Consider the following 15,202-nt stretch of genomic DNA (forward strand, 5'->3'; position numbering starts at 1 on the left):
GCGAAGGGCTGGTGAGCAGATGGCTGTAGACCAGACGTTCCCACGGGCCGAGGCCCAGGGGGACCCCGACCCCGTCGTCACGACCCCCTACGGGGCCGTACGCGGGAGGCACGAGAACGGCATCGCCGCCTTCCGCGGGATCCCGTACGCGGCGCCCCCCTTCGGGGCCCGCAGGTTCAGGCCGCCCGTTCCGCCCGAGGCCTGGGACGGGGTGCGCGACGCGGGAGCCTTCGGCGCGACGCCGCCGAAACCGCCGTACTCCGAAGCCTTCGCCCAGTACCTGTCCGACCCCGTCGTGGCGGGCGACGACTGCCTCAACCTCAACGTCTGGACGCCCGAGCCAGGCCCGGCCGCGCGGCTTCCCGTCCTCGTCTGGCTGCATGGCGGCGCCCTGACCAGGGGCTCCTCGGCAGTGCCGGTCTACGACGGACGCAACTTCGCCCGCGATGGAATCGTTTTCGTCTCGATCAACTACCGGCTGGGGGTGGAGGGCTACGGACTGTTCCCGGATGCTCCCGCGAATCCCGGTCTACGTGATCAGCTCGCCGCGCTCGAATGGGTGCATCGCTCGATCAGGGCTTTCGGCGGTGACCCCGACAGGGTCACCCTGGCGGGACAGTCCGCCGGAGCCATCAGCGCCGGAGCCCTGATCGCGGCCCCGCAGGCACAGGGCCTGTTCCGACGGGCCATCCTCCAGAGCGGACCCCCGGAGGCCTTCGAACGGGACAAGGTCCGGCGCATGGTCCGCCGTATGGCGACCCGGCTGAAGATCCCCGCCACCGCCGAGGCCTTCGCCGCCGTCGACCGGGATCTGCTGCTGCGCACCCAGGCGGAGGTCGGCCGGCTCAGCAGCCCCGTCCTGGGCGGGCCCGCCTTCGGCATCATCGTCGACGGCGACCTCGTTCCGCGCGACCCTCTTCAGGCACTCGTCACCGGGGACGCGGCACCCGGCGTCGACCTCCTCGTTGGCTGGACTCGGGACGAGTACCGGCTGTGGCTGGTCCCGGGCGGTCTGATGGAGCGCGTCGACCGGCTGGGGGCCGTCGCCCTCGCCGGCGCCATGGCCCGCTGTCACTGTGGCCACGAGGTGCCGCGCGGCTACCGCGCCCTGCACCCCGAGGCCGGCACCGCCGAGATCGTCGGCCAGATGGTCACCGACAACCTGCTGCGCCGCCCCCTGCAACAGCTGGCCGAAGCTCGCCCCGGGTCGTCCTATGTGTACGAGTTCGCCTGGTCCTCGCGTCGGCCCGGCCTCGGTGCCTGCCACGCCCTCGAGCTCGGCTTCGTCTTCGACACCGGCGAGACGGCCGAGTCCGCGAAACTCGCCGGGGACGGTGCCCCCCAGGAACTCGCCGACGCGATGCACGGGGCGTGGACCCGGTTCGTCGCTCTGGGCGACCCGGGTTGGGAGGCCTGGGGACCGGCGCATCCCGTGCGGATCTTCGGCGAGGTGGACGGCGGGCGGTATGAGGACGACAGTATGGCGCACGAGGTGGACGGTATGTCGTATACCGCATACGGTCCCCAGGACCGTGAGCTAGCCCTGTGGGCCGCGGAGGCAGCGAGCGCTCCACCGGGAGAACCCATCGACGGGACGGCGACGCCGGATCCGCCGCTCGGCAAGACCCTGCGTAGTACGGAGCTCAGGTCCGCGATGCGCCGACTGCGCCGGGCCGGGGGAGTGAGAGGACGCTGACCGCCGGGCCACCGCGGCGCTGGGGGTGGTAAGTGGTTTCCACGTTACGTCGGAAACCGAGTCACCCCGCGAGTGCCGTGGCGGAGGTCAGCAGCGGCGGGCGGGTGGCCGGAGAGCTACACGGAGATCAGCGTGCGGGCGATCGATGCGACCGCTTCCGGACCGACCCGGCAGCAGCCGCCGATCAGACGCGCCCCCGACTCCCGCCATCCCAGGACCTGTTCGGCGGTGAAGGTGGACCGGCCGTTCCAGGCGCGGGCATCCGCGTCCCACACTTCGCCGCTGTTGGGGTAGACCACGACCGGTTTGCCCGTCGCCCGAGCCGCGGTCGTCACAGCTGCTTCGACGTCTTCCGGGGCGCAGCAGTTCACCCCGACCGCGATCACCTCGTCGGAGTCGGCAGCCAGAGCGAACGCCTCTTCCAGCGGCTGCCCGGCGCGTGTACGGTCGCCGGCGATCGAGTACGACAGCCAGGCGGGCACGCCGAGCCCGCGTACCGCCCGCAGCAGCGCCTCGGCCTCGTCGGCGTCGGGAACCGTTTCCAGCGCCAACACATCAGGCGCTGCGGCGGCCAGGACCTCCAGCCGGGGACGGTGGAAACGTTCCAGTTCCTCGACGCTCAACCCGTAGCGGCCCCGGTACTCGGAGCCGTCCGCGAGCATCGCCCCGTAGGGCCCCACCGACGCGGCCACCCACAACGGGTGAGCGAGGCCCTTGTGCCGGGCCTGCCGGGCGGCCTCCTGGGCCAGTTCCACGCTCAGCGCCAGCAGTCGGGCAGCCTCGGCGTGGTCGATGCCGCGCTTGGCGAAGCCCTCGAACGTGGCCTGGTAGCTGGAGGTGATCGCCACGTTCGCGCCCGCCTCGAAGTACGCGAGGTGCGCCTGGGTGATCGCCTCGGGCTGCTCGGCGAGCAGCCGCGCCGACCACAGTTCGTCGCTCAGGTCGTGCCCGGCTGACTCGAGCTGGTTGGACATACCGCCGTCAAGGACGACGGCGCCGACGGCGAGAGCTGTGCCGAGGGAGGTCTCGGCCGGGGAAGCAGGGATGTCGCTGGTCATGCCACGACGCTAGTCGAAGGGGCGGAGGACGGTCGGATCCGTCCGGTGTATGAACGCGGTGACCACGATGTGGGACAGGCGATGGGGGCGGGGCGCCCTTGCCCCACTTTTCCCTGCCCGGGTGACATGCGACGGCTCATCGCCCGTGCGCCGAGTGCCGTCCAGCTTGGCGACGCGCGCCGCCCCGCGCGCGCTTGGTCGCAGGGACCAGTAGTCCGCCGAGCAATCCGGCTGCCAGGACGTACGGCCACCAGCCGAACGCGCCGCTCTCGGCCGCGCTCGTGCTGCGCGTCTCGGCTGTCACCGACCCCGACGAGGCCTGTCCGTGCGAGCCCGCCGAGCGGCTCACGGCTGTCGCTGTGAGGACGACGTCGTTGCCGTCCCCGCCCTTGTAACTGATCCGGTAAACGGTGTCGGCGAGTTTCACCTCGGCTCCCTCGCGCAGCTTGTCGAAGGTGCCTGTCGTGGGGGCGTCACCGGTGTGGTCCAGGACGGTGATCTCCTGGGCCGGCGTGTCGCCGGTCGCGGGGGAATCCTTGCCGGAACCGGTACCAGTTTTGGTCGGGGCGGAGGATGTGTCGTAAGCGGTACCAGTCCGGGTCGTCGCAGTGGCCGTACCTGCCGCGGACAGGTCGAGTCCGCCGCCCAGCGTGACCTTGCCGCCCACCTTCAGGGGCGTGTCCGCCAGGACCAGTTGCCCCTTGTCGTTCTGCGTGTAGGCACCGGTCACGGTCAGCCCGCCCGTGACCACACCCTCGTTCGTCACGGCGCCGTTCACGGTGCCCTTGCCGCTGAGTGCGCTCGTCACCCGCAGTGCCGAGCCGCCGGTGTCCAGCCGCGCTCCCGCCGACGTCAGTCGGACCGCCCTGCTGTTGGCGAGGGTGGCCCCGTCCCTGAGCGCCAGGGTTCCCAGCTTGACCGTCGTCGTCCCGGTGTACGTCACCGCGGTGCCCGTAAGAGTCGTCGTCGCCGCTCCGGACTGGACGAGCGAGCCGCTGCCGCCGAGCCGGGAAAGAGAGATCGCGGTCTTCGTGTTGCGCACGACGAGAGTGCCGTTGTTCACGATCCGGCGCCGGTCGGTACCGGTGAGCAGGGAGCCGTCTCCCTGTGCCGACCCGAGTCGCAGAACGGACCCCTCTTGTACGGTCGTTGAACCGTCGTAATACTGCGCGGCCGCGAAGGTGACGTCGTTGCCCTTGGTCCCGGCGATGACGACGTCACCGGCGCCGGGCGCGGCCAGGGTGTCGTGATACTTGCCGCCGCCGATCGGCGCTCCCAAGGTGACCGGCCCGTCGTAGTCGAACGTCAGCAGCGACCGCCGTCCGCTGGCCTCGTGCAGGTTGATGTAAACGGTGTCCTTTGTTCCCGGCATGAAGATCTTGTGCGTGGTGCCATCGCCCCACTGCACGTCGGCGCCCTCGATGTTGGTGCCGCGCTTGTTCAACTGGTGCGCGACGGGACGCCAGTTGATGTCCGGGTCGCTGAGCGAAGGATCGGTGTCGCCGCCCTGGTCGCTGTAGCTGTACTGCCCGGTGAGGATGACCTTGCTGCCGGGCCGCGAGTGGACGTTGACGTCGCTGCCGTACTCCCGCTGGTAGAAGTCCTGCCGCAGGGTGATCGTCTGGTACAGCGGGGTGTCGATGATCCAGCTGCCCTGGTTGAGGATCGCCCGGGCGTGGGGCAGCGACACCGCGTACTCGGGGCGGCCGACCGCCATCCCGGTGCCGTTGTCGATGACCCCGGAGAAGGGGTGGGTGCCCGCCAGGTCGAGGGTCCCCCACATGTTGCGGGGCTGGGTGACGAGGCCGGAGCCGCTGATCGTGCCGATGTTGAAGGTGCGGGTCAACGAGAGCCGGAGAGTGCCGTCGACGCGGACGTTGAGCTGATTGAGCTGGTAACCGGGAGTGTCGTAGGGGAAGTGCCCGATCAGCCCCGTGCCCCCGCCGGTGCCGTACTGGAGGGTCGTCCCACGCTCCACTGTGATCGCGGGCGGATCGGGGTTGCCGACCGTCGTGTAGGGATGGTTTCCGCCCTGTGTGCGCACCACCTGCCGCTGGCGTGCCTTGGGCAACGTGAAATCGCTGTCCTTGCTCAGGACCAGCGTTCCGCCACCGCGCACGGTAAGCGTTCCCTGGCCGCGGAAAACGCCGTCGTAGGTCGTTGTCCCGGAAGCCACGGTGACCACGGTGTCGCCGGCGAGCGTCACGTCCCGATTCGCGAGGACATCGGCGGTGACGTCCCGGGCGCCGGCGGCCACGGCCGGGGGAGCGGTGGCCACGAGGGCGGCGACGGCCGCGAGGGCGCCGACGACCGCTGCTGAGGTGTGGAGAGGGCTGCGCACGAAGAGGAGACGTGTCGGGGCGACACGGATAACAGAAATTTGTTCCCCCGAGTGTCGACGGGCGCCTCGCCGCACCCAGAAACGCCCTTCCCGCCGGAAACCTCCGGAAAGGGCTTTCCGTCAAGTCCCGTCCGACCCGTTGACCTGCTCGTAACGCACCCTTACCTTTTCGGCGTTCGCCATTCCACATGTTGTTCGCAGTTCCGAACAATTTCTGAACACCCCCAGTCGCCAGACCCGGATCCAGGCATGCGGCCCGCACCTGGACGGCACCCCTACTTCGGCGTCCCCGTCGCCGACCCTGTGAAGGAGAGTGCGTGAGATGAGACGTGCATACACGACCCTGCTCGCCCTCTGTCTTGTGCTGATCGGCGCCCTTGCGACGGCGGGACCCGCCCAGGCGGCTCCTGTCACGATCGTCAACGGCACCCAGTTCACCGACAGTTCCGGCAGCCCCGTACACGCCCATGGCGGCGGCGTCCTCAAAGTGGGCTCCTACTACTACTGGTTCGGCGAGAACCGCAACGCCGACAACACCTTCCGGTACGTGGACGCCTACCGCTCCACCGACCTGAAGAACTGGGAGTTCCGTAACCACGTCCTGACCCAGTCGAGCGACTCCGAGTTGGCCGCCGCCAACATCGAACGTCCGAAGGTCATGTACAACGCGTCCACCGGCAAGTTCGTGATGTGGATGCACAAGGAGAACGGCACCGACTACAGCGAGGCCCGAGCCGCCGTCGCCGTGTCGGACACCGTCGACGGAAACTACACCTGGCAGGGCAGTTTCCGCCCGCTCGACCAGCACATGTCCCGTGACATCACGGTTTTCGTGGACAGCGACGGAGCCGGATACATGGTCTCGGCCGCACGCGAGAACTACGACCTCCAGATCTACCGGCTCACCGCCGACTACACCGGTATCGCGAGCCTGGTCGCCGACCCCTGGCACGGCGGTCACCGTGAGGCGCCGGCGCTGTTCAAGCGGGGTGGCGTCTACTTCATGCTCACCTCCGGCGCGACCGGCTGGAGCGCCAACCAGCAGCAGTACGCCACCGCGACCTCACTCGCCGGCCCCTGGTCGGCCATGACGAACGTCGGCGACTCGACGGCGTACGGCTCGCAGACCGCGTACGTACTGCCCGTCCAGGGCACCTCCGGGACCTCGTACCTCTACCTGGGTGACCGCTGGGGCAACTCCTTCGGCGGGACGGTCAACGACTCCCGTTACGTCTGGTTGCCGCTGACCTTCCCCACGACCACCTCGCTGTCGATGTCCTGGTCCCCCGAGGTCACCGTCGACGCGGCGGCTGGAACGATCACCGGAACGAGTGCCACGTACAACACGCTCATCGCCCGGCACAGCAGCAAGTGCGCGGATGTCACGAGTCAGTCCCTCTGGGCGGGTGCCCAGATCAAGCAGTACGACTGCAACGGCGGTAACAACCAGAAGTACTGGTTCAAGTCCGTCGGAAGCGGTTACTACCAGTTGATCGTCAGAAGCAGTTCTCTCTGCGTGCAGGAGAACGAGAGCTCGGTCAGTCAAGAGAACTGCACGACGGCCACCGGTCAGCAGTGGTCGCTGACGACTTCGGGCAGCTACGTCAACGTCAAGTCCCGCGCGAGCGGCGAGTGCCTGGACGTGAACGGCGCGTCCACCGCCAACTCCGCCGCCCTCATCACCTACACGTGCAACGGAGGAACCAACCAGCAGTGGACGCGCGGCACCTGACCGATCTACGTCAGGCGAGCAGGTCGATCGCGTCGATCGACGTGCCCGCGCTGAGGTAGGAGGTCGTCCCCGAACCGCTCACCACGTTGATCTTCAGCACGTTGTACTGGCTGGTGTCCGTGAGCCACGCGCTCGCCGGCACGCTGTAGGTGAACGTGTAGTTGTTGCCCCGGTAGGACCCGTTGGTCAGGGACCGGGTGCTCGGCTGGGTGGGCGGGGAGGGGATGGCCGAGGTCCAGGCGTCGTTCACCGCGACCTGCGGCCGGCCGTTGGCGTAGGCCGTCGTCACGCCGATGCGCAAGGTGTGCGCGGCGGCGGCCTGGGCCGCGGTCAGCTTGAAGTACACGAGCAGACCGCTGTTGACGTCCTTCCAGATGTAGCAGGGGAAGGCCGAGGTCTCGCTGCCGCTGCCGATCACCACGTTGCCGGTCCAGGCAGCGGCCCGCACGTCCGACGGGTGCGCGTACGTCATCAGGTCGGCGTTCTTGAATCCGCTCGGTGTGCCGGTCCAGTCGTTGATCCGCCAGATCGCGCTCGCGTTGCCCGGGTCGTTCGAGGTCGGGATCGAGAGGGAGTTGAGGGTGGTCGTCCCGCCTGCGGACACAGTCACCTGTGTACTGTATACAGCCAGTTCGCTCTTGTGGACGGTCAGTGTGTACGTTCCCGGGAGCACCCCGCCGATCGAGAAGTAGCCGTCGGACGACCGTGCCGAACCCCAGTACTGAGCAGCCGAGTTGGCCAGGCCGACCGTGTATGGGTAGGCCGTGTTGCGTCCCGTGATGCCGACTCCCGCGACCCGGCCCCGGCCGCTCGCCGCGACGTAGCCCGAGATGCCGAGCGAGTCCGCCCATGAGGTGGTCAGGGTCCCCGGGAACAGTGACGAGGAGGGTGCGCCGCCGTCGGTGAAGGCGATGACGTAGGGGCCCTGGAGGCCGAAGCGCTGCTCCTCGGTCTGGTTCTGGCCGTAGTACAGGATCTCGTACAGGCCGCCGCCGTCGGCGCTCTGGTGGCGCAGGAGGGAGCGGTAGAAGGGGCCGCCAGACGCCTTCTCGTGGTTGCTGCGCACGATCCACAGACCGACGCTGCCGGTCGTCCAGCCGATGTAGTTGTAGTCGATGACGCGCAGCTTGGAGTAGTGCTTGGAGCGGGTCTGGCCGTCGGACTTCGCGAAGACGTCGGAGGCCTCGATGGTGCTGGTCGTGTACGTGTAGGAGTCGGGCTCGTCGTTGAGGAACAGGCCCGCTTTGACACGCACGATGTAACGGGTTGCCGAAACGGATGTGTCGGCCTTGTTGGTCCACAGGTAGACGTTGTTCTCGCCGCTTCGGGCCGCGTAGTAGTGCTTGAGGGTGCCGTGTGTGACCGAGATCAGGATCGTCGAACCGGACTGCGTGATCGTCACGGTGGAACTGCCGAGGCCCGACTCGATGTGCGAGTTCATGCCGCCGTAGCCCTGGTACTCGGTTCCCCTGTAGACCAGTGAGGTCAGGTCACCGGTGGATTTGCTGACCTTGAAGACCAGGTTGGCCCCAGTGTCGACGACGTAGTTCGAGCCGTCGTCGGTGTAGCCGAAGGCTGCTGCGGCGGCCGGCGCGGCGAGCGGCCCGGCCAGGGCGGCCGAGCCTGCCGTGGCCGCGGTGCCGAGGACGAAGGTGCGGCGTCGGATCGGCCGGTGGCTCTCGGATCCGGACATGGGGGTGCCTCCTTCGGGAGGTGTGGGGGTGCGGGTGCCTGAGAGAGTGACAGTTGAATCGATTTCGCGAAAGGGCTTTCACTCGCGGGAGGTTGGCAATCTTGTGAAATCGGCCCCAGGTCTAGAAAGCGCTTGCCGGAGGCGGTACGGTCCAGCCGCCAGCCCTGTTGCCGTGACGGAGGAGCCGCAAGTGAGACGTTTCAACATCGCCGTCCTGGCGGCGCTGACCCTGACCGTCGGTCTGACGTCGGTACCCGCCGCTCAGGCGCGCAGCGGTCACACGCCCCTCGGTATCGAAAACTGCACAGCAACCGCTTGCCACTTCGATGTCCCGCCCGGCACCTACAACGTTGAGGTCGTCCTCGGTGGCGACGCCGAGTCGAGCACCGGCATCAGCGGGGAGACCCGGCGCGCGCTTCTCCCCGAGACCGGCGCTCCCGCCGGTGAACGCGTTGTCCGCAGCTTCACGGTGAACGTCCGCACCCCGGAGGGCGAACCGACGGGGGCGGCCGGAACCGCCGGTCTGGATCTGGCGGTCGGCGGCTCGGCGCCGGCCCTTGCCGACATCAGGGTCACCCCGGCCCGGCACGCACGGCAGGTCTTCCTCGTCGGTGACTCCACCGTCTGCGACCAGCCGGCGGATCCGTACACCGGCTGGGGCCAGCAGTTGCCGCAGTACCTGCGCAGGGGCGTCTCGGTCGCCAACTACGCCGACTCCGGAGAGAGTACGGTCACCTATCTGGGGAACCCGCTGCTCTGGGCCACGGTTCAGCCGCTGATCCGCCCCGGCGATCTGGTCCTGGTCCAACTCGCCCACAACGACAAGACGACCGACGAGGCGACCTACCGGGCGAATCTCGAGACACTGGTGGCGGGAGTGAGGGAGAAGGGCGGGCAGCCGGTCCTGGTGACCCCCATCGTGCGCCGCTGGTTCAACGCCGACGGCACGCTGAACAATGGAACGGCCCTGCTGGTCAACGGGCTTGGCGTGGACCACCCGGCGGTGATCCGCTCGGTCGCCGCCACTCAGGAGGTTCCGCTGATCGACCTCACCGCCAAGACCAAGGCGCTGGTGGAGTCCCTGGGCGTCGAGGGCTCCAAGGCGCTCTACCTCTACAACGAGAAGCGCGACAACACACACACCTCCGTGCACGGAGCAACGGTCTACGCGGGCCTGGTCCGCGATGAACTCGTCGCCCAGCATCTGGTGCCGAGGGGCACCGTGCGGGTGGGATGAACGCCTGGGGGCGCCCCGACCGGAACCGGGACGCCCCCAGGTCCTGGCATCACCAGGCTCCGCACCGGCCGCGAAGGAAAGAAACAGCAGATGCACCTGCCCCCGCCCGACCTCGCCCGCAGCCCCCGCACCGGCTACACCCGCGCCCACTGGGAGGCGGCCGCCGACGCGCTGCTCGCCGCGGTGGAGCCGTACGCCACCGAGGATCGCGCTCTCTACCACTTTCCCGGTGACCGAGCGAGCTGGTCGGGCCGCCTCTCCGACGGCCTGGAAGGGTACGCCCGTACGTTGCTACTGGCGGCCTTCCGTCGTGACGAGACGGCGCTGGAGCGTTACGCAAGCGGTCTCGCGGCCGGCGTCGGCGGCGTCTGGCCCCGCATCGAGGACCGCGGTCAGCCCCTCGTCGAGGCGGCGTCGATCGCCCTGGCACTGCGACTCACCCGTCCGCTGCTCTGGGACCGTCTCGACGACGGCGTCCGACAGCGCGCGGCGGCCTGGCTCGGAGACGCGCTCACCGCCGAGGCCTGGCCCTGCAACTGGGAGCTGTTCCCGGTGACGGTAGGCGGTTTCCTGGAGTCCGTCGGCCATGAACCGGAGGACTCTCGCAAGGCGATCGACCGAGGGCTGGAGCGCATCGAGCAGTGGTACGTCGCCGACGGCTGGTACAGCGACGGGGCCGGCCGGGCCTTCGACTACTACAACGGCTGGGCGATGCACCTCTACCCGGTTCTGCACGCCTGGCTGGCCGACGACCCCGAGCTGCTCGCCCTCTACGGCGGACGGCTCAGGACCCATCTCGACGACTACGCACGCCTGTTCGGAGGCGACGGCGCCCCCCTGCACCAGGGCCGTTCCCTCACCTACCGCTTCGCCACCACCGCCCCCCTGTGGCTGGGCGCCCTGACCGGCCACACCCCGCTGCACCCCGGCGAGACCCGCCGCCTGGCCTCGGGAGCGCTGAAGTACTTCCTGGAACGCGACGCGGTCGACGCACAGGGCTTGCTGACCCTCGGCTGGCACGGTCCCGACGAGTCGGTCCTCCAGGGCTACTCGGGACCCGCCTCCCCCTACTGGGCGAGCAAGGGATTCCTCGGTCTGCTGCTTCCACCGGAACACGAGGTGTGGACGGCCACGGAGGAGGCGGGTCCGGTGGAACGGGGAAACGCGGTTACCCCCGTTGCCGCTCCCAATTGGCTTCTTCAGTCGACGAGTTCGGACGGTCTGGTCCGCCTGCACAACCACGGCAGCGAAGACGTCCGCTACGACCCGTACTACACAAGGTTCGCGTACTCCACGGTCACCCGGCCGCTGGACGCGCCACCGGACAACGTCGTCATGGTCGGTGGCGACCCGCATCGCGAGGGCATCGTCCCGCTCGGAGTGGGGGAGGACTGGGCGGCCTCCCGATACGTGCTGAGCTCCGGGGCCGAAGTCACCAGCCTGGTGGTGGCCGACGGCGCGGTGGAGGTGCGGGCCCACCTGGTGGCCGGAGCGGAGCCGGGAACGGAAGTGCGCATCACGGGCTGGGCGCCGGTGGCGGGCGGGGCCGAGCGGGCGGAGCTCGTGCCCGTGCACGGGCTGGCGGGCACGTCCCCCCTGTCGGGTGTGCTGGGAGAGGGGCCGGCGACACTCTTCGTCGCGCTGGCCCGCCTCACCGCCGAGCCGGACCCCCTGCCCCTGCGGGAACTGGTGTCCGTGGAGGTGCAGAGGGCCGATGCCGACACCGCTCATGGCGCGTACGACCTGAGCGTCCGCCGGCCGACGGGTTCGGAACGCCACTTCCGCTTCATGGCTTCAGACGAGCGATCCGCAACGTCGTCGTGGTCGGTGACGCCCCGGTGAGCGGCTTTGCGTAGGTCGGCGTCACGGGGGCGTAGGCCCAGGTCAGTGTCCCGTCCTTGAGGACCGCGAGGTCACCGGTGATGCGGGTGCCCACCACCTTGTCCGGGCTCTGGAACCTGCCGTTCCAGTCGACGAGACGCAGGTGGGTGCCCGTGAAGGCGCCGGTGCAGGTACCGCTCGCGCACTTGGCGCCCTTGAGGGACTCCCAGGAGACGAGGAGGCGGTCCTTGCCGTACGGGGCGACATGGACGTTGACGTTCTCCGTGCCGGCGGCGCTGGTGAGATAGACGGCCTTGCCCGGACCGGAGTTGCGGTTCTTCAGGAACGCCAGCGCGACCTGATGGGTGCTCGTCTTCGGCTTCACCGTCCAGCCGCGGCCGCTGGCGTCGTCCGGGTTCTTCTTGGCGGAGGCGGCGCCGCGCGAGGCGAAAGCGATTACGTAACGGCCGGTGGACGACTTCACGAGGTCGCCGGTGCGGCCGGGGAAGGTACCGCCGCAGTACCCGGCCCAGCACTGCTCGCGCTGCACCACGGGAGCGGTGTCCGGAGCCCCGATGCCGGTCGAGACGAACAGCCCCGAGCGCCAGTCGTCGAAGCACAGGGAGGTGAAGGCACCGGAGGTCTCCGCGTGCAGGGCGATGCCCTCGTTGTGGCTGCAACCCCAGCTCCAGCCCCCGGTGAGCTTCGCCCCCTTGGCGCTGAGGTACGCCATCCTGTCCCCGAAGTGCCCGTCGGCGAAGCCGCCCGCTCCGTGCACGACGAAGTAGGCGCCGTACTTCGTGCCGTTCCAGGTGAGTTGCCCGTCGAGCAGCGGAGCGGTGTCGTGGGAAGCGGTTCCGGTGAGTTTCGTGAGGAAGGTCCGCTTGCCACCCGTGTAGCGGACGATGGCGGCAGCCGTCTCCTTCCACTTGTTCGTGTCGGCGACTCGAGTGAGCAGGGCGAAGCCGTCATTGTGCGCGACCAGGCCGCCGACCTCCTTGGCGCCCTTGACGACGGTGTCGGCGCCCGAGCGCTTTCCGGCCGCGGTGAGCGGGGTGACGTGCACGCCGTCCGCCGCCGGCCAGGCGACGCGGAGTGTGCCGTTCGGGGCCACCGCGGTCGTCGTCCGCGTCCACTCCCGGGTGTTGTTGTAGCCGGCCGACAGATAGGGGAACTTGGCGGCGAGCGTGACGGCGGTGGTGGTGGGGGTGAGGTTAGGGGAGGTCGTCGCGGCCCCGGCGGTGCCCCACCAAGCGCCGGCGACCACCCCGGCAGCCGCGAGAGCGCCGATCGCGGGCTTGCGGGCAGCGCGTAGACGGCGGTGGCGCGTCGTGCGTCGTGCAGATGTCATGGCCATTGGTCGCTACAGGGCAGGAAAAAGTTGCCGTGCCGGGTGGACACGGAGACTGTCGTGGCGGACGGGGCCACGATTAACTGGAACCGAGCCGGCTTGGCGGACGCGGCTCTGTCCGGGCGCCTCCATGTGTGCGTGCAGGTGGAGGGGGGAGATTCTCCGTTGCCCCGCGTGAGCGGAGTGCACAAGAATCCTCGTATGACTTCTGCCATCCGTCACGTGACGATCGACAGCTCCGACGCCTACGCCCTCGGCACCTTCTGGTCCGAGGCGCTCGGCCAGCCTCTTCACGAGGACGACAAGCCGGGCGACGAGGAGGCGTTGATCGAGGGCGCGGGAATACTCTTCGTCACCGTCCCGGAGACCAAAAGCGGGAAGAACCGCATCCATTTCGACCTCCAGCCGCAGGACCGTACCCGCGAGGAGGAGGTCGAGCGACTGCTCGCCCTCGGCGCCACACTGATCGACGACCGACGAAGGGCCGACGGCACCGGGTGGGCGGTCCTCGCGGACCCGGAGGGGAACGAGTTCTGCGTGGAGCGCAGCGCAGGAGAGCGGGCCGCAGGCTGAGACGGCGGTAACAGAGCAGGAAACGGATGGGCCGGCAGCCCCCTCTCCAGTAGGCGGCCGGTGAGGAAGAAAATTCCGCTGGAAACAGTTCGTTGGAAGTTCGCCGGAAACAGCCCGGCGAAGACGGATCAGCGGAGACAGTTCGGCGGAGGCCGAAAGGACGCGCCCCTAGCGTGGACCGCATGCGTGCACTCAGGGCGACCTCGAATCCCTTCGCCGACCTTCACCACGCCGAGACCCCCTTCCTCTTGCCCAACGCCTGGGACCACGCCAGCGCGATGGCCATGGCGGGAAAGGGTTTCCGAGCGATCGGCACGACGAGCCTCGCGGTGGCGGCGGCGGTGGGGCTGCCGGACGGTGCGTCGGCGACGCGCGACGAAACTCTGCGGCTCGCGCTGATCCTGGGTTCGCAACCGTTTCTCCTGTCCGTCGACGCGGAAAGCGGTTTCAGTGAAGATCCCGACGAGGTGGGCGAGTTCGCCTGTCAGCTCGTGGCGGTGGGTGCGGTCGGCATCAACCTGGAGGATGCCCTGGGGTCGGCCGACCAGCACGCCGCGAAGATCGCCGCAGTGAAGGCGGCCGCGCCCGGCCTATTCGTCAACGCACGCACTGACACGTACTGGCTCGCCGACCATGGCGAACGTGGCGCACGCGAGTTACGCAACGGAGCCGAAACGCTGTCCCGCCTCGATGCCTATCAACAGGCGGGCGCGGACGGGGTCTTCGTCCCGGGTCTGACCGATGCGCGTGAGATCGCAGCTCTCGTCGCACGACTGGACGTTCCCCTCAACGTCCTCTACTCGCCGACCGGCCCCACGGTTCCCCAGCTCGGCGACCTGGGGGTGAGTCGGATCAGCCTCGGCTCGTTTCTCTACCGGCGAGCCATGGGCGCGGCGCTTGACGCGTTGGACGAGATCCGTGAAGGGCGTGAACCGGGTGGTCGCACGCCCACGTACCAGGACGTACAGGAGAGGGGCGCTGACATAGCGGACCATGTCTGACGGCGTCAGCCACCGGCGTCGCCGGTGTCGGTCTCCCGCGGCCAGTGGGTCAGGGCCATGTGCAGGGCCTCGATCGCCTTGTCCCACGACCGCTGCACATCCCGGGGCGCTCCGAAGCCGCCCGCGGCCTCCAGCGTGCAGTACCCGTGGAAGGTGCTGCGCAGCAGGCGAACGGCGTCGGTGAGGTCAGGTTCGTCGAGACCGTAGGCGCGGAGCATTCCGTAGGTGATCTCGACGGTCCGGCGCGGAGCGGGGGACTGGGCGGCCAGCTCCCGGTCGATCTCCTGGTCGATCCGGATCTGGGTGGCGGCGTACCGGCCCGGGTGCTGGAGGGCGTACTCCCGATACGCCCCGGCGAAGGCGACCAGCGCCTCCTTGCCGGCGAGTCCCACGACGGCCACGGCGATCCGGTCGATCATCTCGCCGCCGACCAGCAGCGCGAGCCTTGTCCGCAGTTCCCGGAGGTTTCTGACGTGCGAGTACAGGCTCGCGTCCTTGACTCCGAACCGACGGGCCAGCGCCGAAATGCTGACCTTGTCGAAACCGACTTCGTCGGCCAGCTCCGCGGCGGCTTCGACGAGGCGGTCGGTGGTCAGGCCGACTCGTGGCATGGGGACCGCCTTGTGTGCGCTCGGACCTGCAGGTATCAGCCAGGATCCTAAGGGTTTCCCAGGTGGGACAACGGGGCGGCGGGTGGAG

General features: G+C 69.0%; 11 protein-coding genes. 6 read left to right on the top strand and 5 right to left on the bottom strand.

Translation table 11 applies throughout. From position 1 onward, the window contains the following. Positions 1-19 precede the first annotated feature (19 nt). On the top strand, positions 20-1,696 hold the full coding sequence (locus tag ACIRPU_RS10950; RefSeq protein WP_403864636.1) for a carboxylesterase/lipase family protein: 1,677 nt from the start codon (positions 20-22) through the stop codon (positions 1,694-1,696). Between the two features lie 116 nt (positions 1,697-1,812). Here ACIRPU_RS10950 and mmuM read toward each other — a convergent pair whose 3' ends face one another. Beyond that, positions 1,813-2,754, bottom strand: a complete 942-nt coding sequence (gene mmuM, locus ACIRPU_RS10955; RefSeq protein WP_403864639.1) for a homocysteine S-methyltransferase — start codon at positions 2,752-2,754, stop codon at positions 1,813-1,815. 136 nt (positions 2,755-2,890) lie between these two features. Next, entirely contained in the window at positions 2,891-5,095 is a 2,205-nt protein-coding gene (locus ACIRPU_RS10960; protein ID WP_403864642.1) for an autotransporter, read from the bottom strand. Positions 5,096-5,417: 322 nt separating this feature from the next. Here ACIRPU_RS10960 and ACIRPU_RS10965 point away from each other — a divergent pair, with 322 nt between their 5' ends. Continuing rightward, entirely contained in the window at positions 5,418-6,827 is a 1,410-nt protein-coding gene (locus tag ACIRPU_RS10965; RefSeq protein ID WP_403864645.1) for an RICIN domain-containing protein, read from the top strand. Positions 6,828-6,837: 10 nt separating this feature from the next. Here the strand turns inward: ACIRPU_RS10965 and ACIRPU_RS10970 are convergent, their stop codons facing one another. Beyond that, positions 6,838-8,520 (bottom strand): rhamnogalacturonan lyase B N-terminal domain-containing protein, encoded by a 1,683-nt coding sequence (locus ACIRPU_RS10970; protein ID WP_403864648.1) that lies wholly within the window; start codon positions 8,518-8,520, stop codon positions 6,838-6,840. A gap of 190 nt (positions 8,521-8,710) precedes the next feature. Here ACIRPU_RS10970 and ACIRPU_RS10975 point away from each other — a divergent pair, with 190 nt between their 5' ends. After that, complete coding sequence (locus ACIRPU_RS10975) at positions 8,711-9,757, top strand: rhamnogalacturonan acetylesterase (RefSeq protein ID WP_403864651.1); 1,047 nt, start codon at positions 8,711-8,713, stop codon at positions 9,755-9,757. Positions 9,758-9,847: 90 nt separating this feature from the next. Further along, entirely contained in the window at positions 9,848-11,599 is a 1,752-nt protein-coding gene (locus ACIRPU_RS10980) for a DUF2264 domain-containing protein (protein ID WP_403864654.1), read from the top strand. Here the strand turns inward: ACIRPU_RS10980 and ACIRPU_RS10985 are convergent. Continuing rightward, positions 11,544-12,929, bottom strand: coding sequence for a hypothetical protein (locus ACIRPU_RS10985; RefSeq protein WP_403864657.1), 1,386 nt, complete (start codon positions 12,927-12,929; stop codon positions 11,544-11,546). The two genes, ACIRPU_RS10980 and ACIRPU_RS10985, sit on opposite strands and share 56 nt — an antisense overlap. 201 nt (positions 12,930-13,130) lie before the next feature. On the opposite strand from ACIRPU_RS10985, the gene ACIRPU_RS10990 reads away from it, so the two are divergent. Further along, positions 13,131-13,502, top strand: a complete 372-nt coding sequence (locus ACIRPU_RS10990) for a VOC family protein (protein ID WP_403864660.1) — start codon at positions 13,131-13,133, stop codon at positions 13,500-13,502. A gap of 182 nt (positions 13,503-13,684) precedes the next feature. After that, positions 13,685-14,503: an isocitrate lyase/phosphoenolpyruvate mutase family protein gene (locus ACIRPU_RS10995; RefSeq protein ID WP_403864663.1), complete on the top strand. Its 819-nt coding sequence runs from the start codon at positions 13,685-13,687 to the stop codon at positions 14,501-14,503. 5 nt (positions 14,504-14,508) lie between these two features. Here the strand turns inward: ACIRPU_RS10995 and ACIRPU_RS11000 are convergent, their stop codons facing one another. Continuing rightward, on the bottom strand, positions 14,509-15,114 hold the full coding sequence (locus ACIRPU_RS11000) for a TetR/AcrR family transcriptional regulator (RefSeq protein WP_403864666.1): 606 nt from the start codon (positions 15,112-15,114) through the stop codon (positions 14,509-14,511). Between the last annotated feature and the right edge of the window lie 88 nt (positions 15,115-15,202).

The organism is Streptomyces sp. NPDC102259 (genome assembly GCF_044766465.1).
GTDB lineage: Bacteria > Actinomycetota > Actinomycetes > Streptomycetales > Streptomycetaceae > Streptomyces.